This window comes from Dictyobacter halimunensis, from assembly GCF_036245075.1.
Map to the genome: position 1 here is coordinate 1,965,605 of NZ_BSRI01000001.1, position 12,275 is coordinate 1,977,879.

Sequence of the window (12,275 nt, forward strand, 5' to 3'; positions counted from 1 at the left end):
CTTATGCCAGTGTTGTTACTGATTGTTCTGTGGAACATTGGCTTTGCCAGTGCCGGGGGAGCAAGGGGACTTCGATGACGGTTGGGCCGGCATGGCGGGTGGCGTTTTGGATGGCCTGGCTCAGTTCCTCGGGTGAGTTGACGCGGATGCCTTCGGCGTGGAAGGCTTTCGCCAGGGCTACATAGTCGGGGGCCAGCAGGTCGGTGGCGATATAGTGGCCGTTGTAATTGCGCCGCTGGTCGGTTTTGACCCTGGTGTAGGTTGCGTCGTTGAAAAGGACGACTATGATCGGGAGCTTTTCCTGGGCCGCGGTGGCCAGCTCGCTGCTATTTAAGAGGAAGCCACCATCGCCGCATAAGGCGATGACCGGGCGTCCTGGATGCGCGATCTGGGCTCCAATGGCCAGGGGCAGGCCGCTTCCGATGGTGCAGAGCTCGGCTGGATGGATAAAGGTGCGTGGCTGGCGCATGGTGAGATGCTGGGCCGCGGCATAACCGAGCATGGTCATGTCCGCTACCACCATGGTGTCGGACGGCAATTGTGATAGCGCGTCCTGGACGCCCTCCAGCATGGTGAAGTTCTCTCCCTGGAACGCTACCGTATGCAGATAGAGGGCCTCGCGCAGGTCATCCAGGGCGCTATATGGCGCGGTACGTTCGTGGGGATATTCTTTCAAGAACTTGTAGAGCGCCTCCAGGGCTACCCGGGCGTCTGAGATGATGCCGACCTGGGTGCGGTAGTTGTGTCCAATCTCTGTGGGATCGATATCGATATGGATCATGCGCTCTGGCAGTGGCAGGCGCCGATCGGCGGTCCTCTCCGCGCCCAGTTTGCTGCCCACGACCAGTACCGCGTCACGGGTCGCTGTAAAGGCATCTAAATCCAGCGGCAGATTGTCATTGGTCGCCAGTACCAGTGGATGATTGGTTGGTAGTACGTCGTGGCTCTTGCTGCCGAGCAAGACCGGTGCCTGCAGGAACTCGGCCAGCTGCAGTAGCTGTTGATTGGCGTTGGCTGCTGTAACTCCGGCTCCCGCCACGATCAGTGGACGTTCTGCTTCACGTAAGATCTCTACCGCCTCCGTCAGTGATTCAATAGAGGGGAGTGGACGCTCGAAGGGACCGGGGATCGTAATGTCTACATCGGCCTGCAAGCTGAGCAGATCGCAAGGGATCTGAATGTAGGCGCCGCGCGGCCGTCCCTGCTGCATGACGCGGAAGGCATCATGCACCGCTTCCGAAATCTCTTCAACATAGTTGACGGAGCGCGTCCAGCCTACCAGCGATTGCATCAGGCCCAGCTGGTCCTTCACCTCGTGTAGCTCACCGCGTCCGTGGCCCTGTGACGCACGCGACTGGGAGCTACTGATAATTAATAATGGGATAGAGTCGGCATAGGCACTGGCAGCCGGAGTGGTGGCGTTGGTGGCGCCGGGCCCAGTGATGGTAAGGACCACACCGGGACGTCCTGTAGCTCGTGCGTAGCCTTCGGCCATAAAGCCAGCACCTTGCTCGTGGCGTGCCAGGATATGACGCATTCCAGGTTCATTATAGATCGCGTCATAGATCGGTAATGTATGTACACCTGGAATACCAAAAACGGTATCCACGTTGTTTGCGCGTAGTGCTGCGATGACTGCTTGAGCGCCAGTAAGATGCTGCCTGTTGGTCACGCGAGAGACTCCTCAATAATAAAAATTAACAATCATTATATATAAACACAGTGATAGGACGTCCAGCCAGACGTCCCATTGATATATGTGATGCTCTTCTTTTTTACTAGCTTACCACATTCTGGATGATCGGGCACCTTCAATGGGACTGGTATCTTATTGCTCGAGAGACGCGACGATTGTTCTTTTTCAGAAGTTGGCCATGATAAACATCCACACGTGTCATTTTCTCTATGTAAGGTACCCAAAAGAACTGTTTTTCGCTTCTGGTTGCGCTTATTATTGTGACTTTTGGGGGAACATGATATATAGATAGAGTGAAAAATATAAACTATATTGCAACAATAAAAGTAGAGGAAAAACCGACTTTCTGGCTATTCTTCTCTTTTTTTGGTATCTTTAACCGAATATTATCTATGTTTTGAACGTGATATATGTAGCCGGAGTTGTCAATTTATGAAGAAAAGCGGTAGAGAAAGGTTCTTGTAGCACCTTATGAAATCACTATTCAACTTAAAGCGTCTCCGTATTGGAAAATACGAAAAAAACCTGTTGTGTATCATTGTTTTTGCTACAGCGCTGCGCTTTATCCTCATCTATTTGAACTGGCCTGGAATGAATAGCGACGAGGCTAATATGGGCCTGGTTGCCCGCCATATCGCCTATAATGGAGAGTGGCCGATCTTCTTTTTTGGTCAGCCTTATATGGGTCCGGTGGAGGCGTACCTGGCCGCGCCCCTGTTTCACCTGTTAGGTCCCTCATTGTTTGCTTTGCGGCTGGAGCTCTTGCTTTTCTTTGTCTTATTTCTGGCTGGCATGTATGCTCTGACCGCTTTGTTGCATACCCCAAAATTCGGATTGTTTATCTGCTTGCTCTTTAGTTTTGGAACGACGGATGTCATTGGCCGGCAGCTGAGGGCCGTGGGCGAGTATCCAGAAACCGAATTTTTCGCCGTAGCCATTTGTGTGATTACCATCTGGCTGGCGCTATACGCGTATCGAATTGAGCCTTCCCGGCGTACTAATACGGGCCGCATCTGCCTCTATGCTCTGCTTGGGTTTATCATTGGTGTATCGATATGGGTAGATATGCTGATATTGCCATTTGTGTGTATGGGGTTGTTCTTCCTCTTGCTATTTTGCCGTCGTGAATGCTTTTCCTGGGCGGGCGTGGCCCTGGTATGTGGTACACTTATCGGCCTTATTCCCCTCATTATCTACAACGTGAGTGTTCCATTTAGCCAGAACTCTATTGCTGTACTGCTGCATATCCACAATACCGGCACAATTGGTCATCCATCGCTGCGGCAGCAGTTCATCGGCGCCTTTGGCATCGGTATGCCGTCCGGCCTGGGCTATGATGCGAGCTGTACCCAGGGTCAGTTTCCTTACTTCGGACATACTGTGTTGTCATGTGTGGTGGCACATCTCAGTTGGAGTATGGGTTATCTTGTTCTGTGCTGCATCGCTGCCGCGCTATCGCTAATAACTATCTGGAAGATCTGGCGTGCGCGACCGGGCACATCATTGTGGCATCCTGAGTGGACATTTGAGCAGAGCCGTCAGCTGATTATTGCGTGTGGGCGTCTGATGGTATTAATTTGCGCCATTGGAACCCTGTTCCTGTTCGTGACCAGTCCGGCGGCTGGTTCAGCACCTGGACCCACCGCACGGTATCTTACCTGTATGCTTATCTCCATACCGATGATTTTGTGGCCTCTGTGGGACGGCCTGGGTGAGTTGCTGATCAAGTTGAAAGCCAGGGCGATGTTTTCCCTGTTTGTGCGGCTGGCGATCCTTGGATTGGTACTCTTCACTTATGTAAATGGTACGATCAAGCTTTTTGTGCATGATGTACCAGTGGTCCAGTCCGAGTACCAGCGTCAACAGCAGACGGTTCAGAGTTTAGAGCGGCTGCACCTGAATTATGTCTATTCGGAATACTGGACCTGTAATAACCTGATGTTTCTCAGCAATGAGAAGATTATCTGTGCCGTGGTAGACGATCACCTGAACGATGGCTATAACCGCTATCCTGCTTTCCTGACCAGGGTGAAAAATGCATCGCAGGTGGCATATATCCTCCCACTGGGTACAGACGCCGATAAATACCTGTTCAAGCTGGCGAATACGAAGAATCTGCCAGCGGCGTACCGGGTTATACGTATTCCTGGCTATCACATTTTTGTGCCAGTCTAGCTGCACCACCTCTCAGTTCCTTCGTTATGATGACGGCAAAATGGGTAATTGATTTTTATGCCCTTGAATAGATATATTTTGATGGTACGGATGCCGATTGTTCATAATGAAGCTGGTTATAGGGCCAGGATACGGTACAGGTGAATTGAGGGGGTGTTGTTTGTATGGAATGGATGCGTTTTCATAAATATGGGTATATGTGGATGTGGCGCAGATGGTGCCGTGTCTGGAGTGGAACTGCGCGTGTGCTGTCAGCTTTGATAGCCATTATCGTGACTGGTTATTTCCCAGCGCTGGCGCTGGCAAGCTCCACACCAGCCACGTACGCGGAATATGTCAATTCCAATCCCACTATGAATGCCCTCTTGCCGCAGCCACCGACCACCGTTGCTGTCCATTTCTCTGCTCCCGTAGATATCCAGCATAGCACGCTGGCGGTTCTGGATGTTAGCGGCAAGCGGGTCGATACGGGCTCCATGCGCGTAGATAAGGCCGATCCTGCCACCCTGGTAATTGCCATGCAAGGAGATCAGTCGGAGCTCTACATTGTGAACTGGCATACCATGTCCGCGCAGGGCAGCTATCGTGATGGTGGCAGCTTTCGCTTTTTTGTTCACATCAGCCCTGTCCTGAAAAATACGCTGCTCAGCACTCCATCCGGCCCGCCATCTTCCACGGTGGTATCACGTCCCGATCGTATCGGCGTTCCCCTCTGGGTGACCGGCCTGATTGGGCTAGTGGGATTGCTAATGGGTGCCGGTGTTATGTGGTCATTCTCACAGCAGGCGGTGTATCGCCGTTCCATCGCTTTGATTCCGCCAGTTGATGATGAGTGAGATATGCCACCCCCTATATTCTTCGTCGCAGGGTGGTTCGCCGGGCACCGTTGTCCGTATACTCGATGGTTTCGAAACCTAGCCGCTGCCAGAAGCGCAACGCCTGCGTGTTTTGCGCGAGCACGGCCAGGCTGATCGTTTGCGCGCCCTGCCTCGCCGCCCACTCCGCGAAGATATGATAGATCTTTTCCCCCAATCCTCTATGGCGTTCTTGCGGATCAAGTAATAACAGGTTGAGATACCATTCTTGCGTGGTGGGATAGTCGCGAATGGCATCGATGATGCCGATCAATCTGTCGTCTGGCGTGAAAATACCGATAAGCAATTTGTCATTATATGTTTTGCCGGCGGGAATTTCTGTGAAGATCCGCTGGGCCGCGACCGATTCTGGTTTGTGGCCGCTTACCAGCTCTACATAATCCGCGCAACGCTCATAGAGGTCCTGCACGCTGGACGTATCTGCCAGCGTCAGATAGCGGAACGCGTAATCGGTGATCAGAGGGAGTGTTTCTTTTCTCATTCGATCATTACCTCTACTTTTTATCTCATCTTTTATCAGTACCACTTCTACGATACACCATAAAGCGTGCTCTTACCAGATGGCAGTGGTTCTTGCTTCTAGCGGCCGTAGCGAAAAACTTGATTGTAACTGTTTTCATTCGTCTATTTAATGCAGCCTTAATATAGCCATTTTTATGGTGTTACGCTCTTCTTTGGAGAGGGAAAAGGAGTTTCCAGATGACAGATATGTCTGCTCAAAATCCTCAGTCTGACCCCAATGTTACAAGAGCGATTCAATGTACGAATTGTAAGAAGACTTTTATGATTGGTCTTGCCGATGGTGGCAAAGATATTCATTTCTTAAATATGATTAGCTGGGACTGTCCGTCCTGTAAGAAGCGCAATCTGACGCCTTTCCTCACTACCGTTGCCTCTTAATGCTTAGAAGGTATCTTACTCCTGTCATCACGGGGCACGTGATAGCCCCTGCACGCGCGTCCGCTGCGCGGCCGCGCTGATTTTGTGTGTTGGTGCATCGGGGGCGCATCCGCGCCCCCGATGCACCAACACATGGAAGAGCACTGAGCATCTAAGTGCTCACGAGTCAGTTGTATGTTGGTGCATGAGGCACGCATCCGCGCCCCCGATGCACCAACATATGGAAGAGCACTGAGCATCTAAGTGCTCACGAGTCAGTTTTGTGTTGGTGCGTGAGGCGCACATCCGCGCGCCTCACGCACCAACACAAAATAACAGCGCGGCCCCGCGCAGCGGACGCACGTGTGGGGGCGCTCACATGCGCCAGAAAGACGAGAGAAATACCCTCCCCCCTCTGCCCACGCCGAAAACTTGAGCAAGCCAATTGTTTATCTTGCTTCCACCCTTTTGTTGATTTATAATCTAGCAATACTCCAACTCATGTGAATATATACTGTACTATTGTGGTGCAGATATGCATGAGAAAAAGTGGTTTTCCCCGAACAAACAGGCTTTAACGGGTTATCATCTGGTATTTAGCCAGCAAGCAGTTGAGAGGAGGAGAAGCGTGAGTATGGCCGGCACTACCTCTATGTTTTCTGTTGATCTAGCAACCTGCGATCAAGAACCTATTCACATTCCCGGTTCTATTCAGCCGCATGGTGTTTTGTTGGCGCTTGGTGGGCCTGACTTGACTATAGTACAGGTGAGCAATAATAGCCGGGACATACTGGGTGTGGACCCGGAGGCTATGCTGGGTACACCTCTGAAAAATTGGTTGGCCGCCGAACATGTTGCGGCACTCCATAGGCTTCAGTTGGAGCAACTAGAGCAGAATCCTGTCTATCTATTTACCGTGACGTTGTTCAATGTGCCGCGGCGTTTCGATAGTATTGTTCACCGCGTGAATGATGTGCTGGTCCTTGAGTTGGAGCCGATCGAGGAGACAGGGCTGCCCGCTAATGTTACATCCTCAAAAGATGTCTATTATACTATTCAGACCGCCTTCGCGCGGCTTCAGCAGGCATCTTCAGTCTCGATGCTATCACAACAGGTAGCCGAGCACGTACGTGCACTGACCGGTTTCGATCGCGTGATGATCTATCGTTTTGAGGCCGATGGACACGGTGTCGTGTACGCGGAGGCTAGACGCGAAGATCTGAGCCCGTATCTTAACCTGCATTATCCGGCCTCCGATATTCCTGCCCAGGCCCGGCGGCTGTATCAGTTGAACTGGCTGCGCCTCATTCCTGATCGCAACTACAGACCTGCCGCGCTCATTCCATCTGTGAATCCGCTGACCAATCAGCCTCTGGACATGAGCCAGGCCGTGTTGCGTAGCGTTTCTCCTATTCACCTTGAATATCTCGGTAACATGGGTGTAGCGGCCTCTATGTCGATCTCGTTGATTGTTGAGGATACGTTGTGGGGCCTGATCGCCTGCCATCATTATACTCCCAGGTACGTCCCATACGATCTGCGTACCGCCTGCGAACTGATTGGGCGTATTATGTCTCTACAGTTGCCGTTGGTGGAGGAGCGTGAGGAGCGTGAATATGTGGTACGTCTTCAAAACAGGCATAGTCAATTGATCGAAGCGATCTCTACCGAGAAGTTGCCGCTGGCCGATGCCTTTACACGCCACGCTCCCACGGCGCTGGAGTTTATCGCGGCCGGTGGGGTGGCTGTATGTGTGGATGGGACGTGCCGGATATCGGGTCAGACGCCATCGCCTTCTCAGATTGAGAAACTGCTCGACTGGCTCATGCAGCAACCGGAGGATCAGATACTGGTTACCGATAAGCTTCCCTCGCTCTATCCCGCGGCTGCGGCGTTTCAAACGGTGGCCAGTGGCTTGCTGGCGCTTGTGCTTTCCAGGTCGTTGCGTCACTATATACTCTGGTTCCGCCCCGAAATCGTGCAGACGGTTCACTGGGGGGGAGATCCGCATAAACCGGTCGAGGTAGCACGACCGGGCTTTCAACTCTCGCCGCGCCGTTCCTTTGAAGTATGGAAGCAGCAGGTGTATGGCATGTCCCAGCCCTGGCAGCACTGCGAAGTAGAGGCCGTCGATCGGCTGCGATCCGCGATTATTCATGCGTTGCTCCGGCAGGCTGAGGAGTTGGCTCGGGTGAACCGCGAGCTAGAGCGTAGCAATATCGAGCTGGATACGTTTGCTTACGCGGCCTCTCATGACCTGAAAGAGCCTCTGCGCGGTATTCATAATTATGCCCATTTTCTGCTGGAGGATTACGGTGAGCAGCTAGACGAAGAAGGGGTTCATAAGCTGCGCACGCTGGTCTCTTTGTCCCAGCGTATGGAAGATTTGATGAACTCATTGCTGTACTATTCACGCGTGGGACGTGGGGATCTATCGATGCGTGAGACGGATTTGAATCTCGTGTTGCAGCAGGCGATGGCATTATTGCAGGCTCGTATTGAAGAGAGCGGCGCCTGTATTCGCGTTCGGGCCCCTCTGCCATCGGTGGTTTGCGATGGTTCCCGCGTCGGCGAGGTGTTCATGAATCTCATCGGCAATGCGATCAAATATGCGGGTGAGCAGATACCCCAGATTGAGATTGGCGTGCTTTCAGCTCGTGAGCAGCGAGAGCATCTGGCCTATCTGAAGGCCAGGGGACAGTTAACGCCGCAAGCAGAACAGGCGCTTGGTCATGGCCTACCCGTCTTTTATATTCGTGATAATGGTATTGGCATCTCCTCCGAGCATTTTGAAACCATTTTCCGTATCTTCAAACGCCTGCATGGCCGTGATGCGTTCGGTGGAGGGACAGGCGCGGGCTTGACCATCGTGAAAAAAATAGTTGAGCTCCATGGAGGAACGATCTGGGTCGAGTCAGTTGAGGGCCAGGGCTCGACATTCTTCTGGACCCTGCGTTCGATAGAGAAGGAGGTGTGATGAACGCGCCATCGATCCTGATCGCTGAGGATAGCGATGAAGATTTCTTTACGTTAAATCGCATCTTCAAGAAACTTGCCATCTCTTATCCCATTGTGCGCTGCGCCGGAGGAGAAGAAACGCTGGACTTTCTCTATCGGCGTGGCAAATACACTTACCTGTCGGATACCTCTTTGCCATCATTAGTTTTGTTGGACCTGAATTTGATTGGCCTGGATGGACGCGTTGTGCTGGAACGCATAAAGCAAGATCCGGTCCTGAAGCGGCTTCCCGTGGTAATTCTGACAACTTCTTCTAATCCCCGGGATGTTGCGTTCTGTTATGAGTGTGGTGCGAACAGCTATGTGCTTAAACCTGTGCATCTTGATCATTTTACGCGAACGATGCAGTTGCTCGTTGGCTACTGGTTCGAAGCAGTCCTTCTGCCATGAAGTCTGGAGCCGTCCCGATGTCGCAATCACAACAGTACAGACAGATTCTGATCGTTGATGATAGCCCGGAAGATTGTGTGACGATACGCCGCTATCTCTCGCGCGATCAGAGCATGCTTTACACGATCCATGAGGCCCATGATGGGAAGCAGGGATTGAGCCTGTGCCAGGAGGTCGCGCTTGATTGTGTGCTCCTGGACTATAATTTGCCTGATATGAATGGCGTCGCCTTTCTTGATCGACTCCATACATTGTTCAAGCAGCCATTGTTGCCGGTGGTGGTTCTTACAGGCGGTGGTAGCGAGATGATTGCTGTGGAGTCGATGAAGAGTGGTGCGTTAGATTATGTGCTCAAAAAGCAACTTACACCTGAACTGCTGCGACATTCCATCACCAATGCGATAGAGAAGATGCGCATGCAGCAACAGGTAGAGGCTCAGCATGTAGAACTGATGCGGCAGCGTCACGCCTTTCAGACGCTGGCTGAAAACGCCTCCGATATTATTTCCCGTTACGATCCAGCATTACGGCATATTTATGTTAATCCTGCGGTAACGAAGATAACGGGCCTGCCTGTGGAAGCTTTCTTGAACAAAACGAAATGCGAGATGGGTTTCCCCGAAGATTTTTGCGCGACGTGGGAAAAAAATCTGCGCGAAGTATTCGCCACCGGTAAGATCACTCAAATCGAATTCAGCTATTCCTCAACCATTGGCCTGCGCATCTTCCAGGCAAAGCTGACCCCCGAGTTCGACAGCGCCGGGCAGGTGATCTCCGTTCTGAGCATCAGCCGCGATGTGACAGAACTAAAAGAGACGGAGGCCGCTCTGCGCGAAAGCGACGAGCGGCTGCACCTGGCGTTCTCTGCCGCCAGTATGGGGACGTGGGATTGGAATATCAAAACAGGAAAAGTTTTCTGGTCTGAAGACATGGAAGCCTTGTTGGGGATGGCGCCCGGAACGTTCAGTGGTACCTACGAGGCGTTCTGCGATCTGGTTCATCCCGATGATCTCGTCCGGGTTACCGCGCCGTTGCAGCAGGCGCTGCAACAAAAAAGTTTGTACCAGGCAGATTTTCGTATGCTGCGTGTGGATGGCAGTGTTCGCTGGGTTACCTCTCGTGGGCACGCCTTCTATGATGATGATGGTCAGCCTGTGCGCATGATAGGCGTTGACCTGGATATTACGGAGCGTAAGCAGTCAGAGCAGCAGGCTACCGAGCGGGCCAGTGAGCTAGAAGCATTTTTTGAAGCCATCGGCGACGGCCTGTTTATACTGGATACTCAGGGTAATCCGGTACGCCTGAATCGAGCAGCACGAGGCCTCATGGGGGTAAAAACCGGTATGCTGAGCGAACGGCTCTCTATCCCCCCGCTCCCGTTTGTAGATGAGCAGGGCCGGCCCTTGCCTGATGAGCAGCGTCCGGAAACCAGGCTATTGCGGGGAGAGCATCTGGCGGGCCCTACAGCATCTGATATGCGCCTGCGCCGCGCGACAGGATCTGAGGTAGAGCTGAGTGTGACAGGAACACCGCTCCTGACCGAAGATGGAGAGGTGGGTGGCGCGATTATGGTAACGCATGATGTGACGAGGCGTCGCCGCCTGGAACGGCGTACCCATGCCGCGCTCGATGCCCTGTTGATGATGGCTAAAAGCCTTATCTCCACTGAAGGGCCGTCCGTACAAACCGAGCAGACCGGCCGTGCCGTGATGCAACGCCTGGCCGAGCTAACCTGCCGTGTTCTGGATTGTGAGGGGGCCCTGTTATTTGTGCTAGCACCTGGGACCGAGAGGATCGAATACAGCGTGGGTACTGGCTTTGATGCTTCTCTGCTCTCCCCCCTGCTCAATCGTGTTCAGGGAATGTCCCTGAAAGATTTGTTCCAGATACCTGCCGTCAGGCAGTTGCGCGAGGGTGGCGTGGTCTCGCTGGATGTGAGCCAGCCCCCCTACCATGAATATCAATTGCACCCCCACCTGCACCGGGCCATACTGGCCCCGCTTTGCCTGCATTCCGATCTGATTGGTATGGCTATCGTTTATCCAATGGATGTATATCATCGCTATCTGACAGAAGAAGTGACCCTGGTGACGGCGGTTGGGCAGTTAGCCGTGCTGGTGATCGAGCGCGAGAGGTTATTGCGTGAACGGGAAGAGGCCCGCGTCAGAGAACTGACGGCGCTTGAAACCACGCGTCGTATCGATGATTTCATCGGCATCGTCAGCCATGAGCTTAAATCCCCGCTGACGGCGGTGCGTGCGAATGTTCAACTGGCCAAGCGGCAACTGAACCGTATTTTATCCTATCAAGGCGAGCCGGACGGCGGAGCCGTGCCAGATATCGCGACCATCGGCAATTTCCTTGAGCGCGCGGAGCGGCAGATCATGACCCAGACCAGGTTGGTAAACGACCTTGTGGACTCTACACGCGTCCGGATGGAAAAGTTGGATCTACAGGTTACCCGCTGTGACCTGCAAAAAGTTGTACAGGAGACTATTGAGGATCAGCGCCAGGCTTCCCTGAAGCATGCCATTCAGTTTAGCGGCGTCGAAGGGGAGGTCTTTGTATGGGCGGATGCCCAGCGTGTTGGCCAGGTCATAACCAATTACCTCTCCAATGCCATCAAGTACTCGGATGAGGATACCATGATCACTGTGCGCCTTGAGCGATGCGGCTCATCTGTGAAGGTATCAGTGTGCGATCAGGGACCGGGCCTGCCGCTGGACGTGCAGCAGCATATCTGGGATCGCTTCTATCGCGTTCCCGGCGTTGAGGTCAAAAGTGGCACCGGCGTTGGCCTGGGATTGGGATTACATATCTGCCGCACCATTATTGAGCGCCAGGGAGGAACCGTGGGCGTATCCAGCACACTAAACCAGGGCTCGACCTTTTGGTTTACCCTACCACTCTACGCGAACGCAAACGAACTCCCATTGAAGGAGGAGCATACCCCTATCCCAAATTAATCACCAAATGCCAACTTTTCGTATATATGCCTGAACCAGCGGTACTCGACAACCCATTTTTATATTGGTGCGAAAGGGGCGCATCGCGCCCCTTTTGCACCAATATAAAAAAACCTGCGGCCGCGCATGCGGCCGCCCGTGCGGGGGCGCTCACGCCCGCTGACTATGATTGGCGCATATGCTATCAGCATATGCGCCAATCATAGCTATGCTTTCAGCATTTTTGTCTACTTCCCTGTACTCCGGAAGTGCTGGTATGATAGTGGCAGAGATAAA

General features: G+C 52.9%; 8 protein-coding genes. 6 read left to right on the plus strand and 2 right to left on the minus strand.

Annotated features, from left to right (window positions below; genetic code table 11):
• Position 1: 1 nt before the first annotated feature.
• Positions 2-1,672: a thiamine pyrophosphate-binding protein gene (locus AABA21_RS07790; RefSeq protein ID WP_338248588.1), complete on the minus strand. Its 1,671-nt coding sequence runs from the start codon at positions 1,670-1,672 to the stop codon at positions 2-4.
• Between the two features lie 552 nt (positions 1,673-2,224).
• Between AABA21_RS07790 and AABA21_RS07795 the strand changes: the two genes are divergently transcribed.
• Complete coding sequence (locus tag AABA21_RS07795) at positions 2,225-3,871, plus strand: hypothetical protein (RefSeq protein ID WP_338248590.1); 1,647 nt, start codon at positions 2,225-2,227, stop codon at positions 3,869-3,871.
• A 164-nt stretch (positions 3,872-4,035) separates the two neighbouring features.
• Positions 4,036-4,707, plus strand: a complete 672-nt coding sequence (locus AABA21_RS07800) for a copper resistance CopC family protein (RefSeq protein ID WP_338248592.1) — start codon at positions 4,036-4,038, stop codon at positions 4,705-4,707.
• Between the two features lie 13 nt (positions 4,708-4,720).
• On the opposite strand, the gene AABA21_RS07805 is transcribed toward AABA21_RS07800, so the two are convergent.
• A complete protein-coding gene (locus AABA21_RS07805; RefSeq protein ID WP_338248594.1) occupies positions 4,721-5,227 on the minus strand; it encodes a GNAT family N-acetyltransferase in 507 nt (168 codons plus the stop codon).
• Between the two features lie 218 nt (positions 5,228-5,445).
• Here AABA21_RS07805 and AABA21_RS07810 point away from each other — a divergent pair, with 218 nt between their 5' ends.
• From AABA21_RS07810 to AABA21_RS07825, 4 genes are all read left to right on the plus strand, one after another.
• Entirely contained in the window at positions 5,446-5,646 is a 201-nt protein-coding gene (locus AABA21_RS07810) for a hypothetical protein (protein ID WP_338248596.1), read from the plus strand.
• A gap of 613 nt (positions 5,647-6,259) precedes the next feature.
• The gene (locus AABA21_RS07815) at positions 6,260-8,602 is read left to right on the plus strand and encodes an ATP-binding protein (protein ID WP_338248599.1); all 2,343 of its coding nucleotides are present in this window, start codon (positions 6,260-6,262) and stop codon (positions 8,600-8,602) included.
• Entirely contained in the window at positions 8,602-9,033 is a 432-nt protein-coding gene (locus AABA21_RS07820; RefSeq protein WP_338248601.1) for a response regulator, read from the plus strand. Before AABA21_RS07815 ends, AABA21_RS07820 begins: the two co-directional genes overlap by 1 nt.
• A gap of 17 nt (positions 9,034-9,050) precedes the next feature.
• Positions 9,051-11,999, plus strand: coding sequence for a PAS domain S-box protein (locus tag AABA21_RS07825; protein WP_338248603.1), 2,949 nt, complete (start codon positions 9,051-9,053; stop codon positions 11,997-11,999).
• The last annotated feature ends 276 nt before the right edge of the window (positions 12,000-12,275 follow it).

Bases quoted from the DNA above. Each gene is read 5' to 3' on its own strand.
- AABA21_RS07805 (WP_338248594.1), bottom strand. From the start codon at position 5,227: ATGAGAAAAGAAACACTCCCTCTGATCACCGATTACGCGTTCCGCTAT.
- AABA21_RS07810 (WP_338248596.1), top strand. From the start codon at position 5,446: ATGACAGATATGTCTGCTCAAAATCCTCAGTCTGACCCCAATGTTACA.
- AABA21_RS07800 (WP_338248592.1), top strand. From the start codon at position 4,036: ATGGAATGGATGCGTTTTCATAAATATGGGTATATGTGGATGTGGCGC.
- AABA21_RS07820 (WP_338248601.1), top strand. From the start codon at position 8,602: ATGAACGCGCCATCGATCCTGATCGCTGAGGATAGCGATGAAGATTTC.
- AABA21_RS07825 (WP_338248603.1), top strand. From the start codon at position 9,051: ATGTCGCAATCACAACAGTACAGACAGATTCTGATCGTTGATGATAGC.
- AABA21_RS07815 (WP_338248599.1), top strand. From the start codon at position 6,260: ATGGCCGGCACTACCTCTATGTTTTCTGTTGATCTAGCAACCTGCGAT.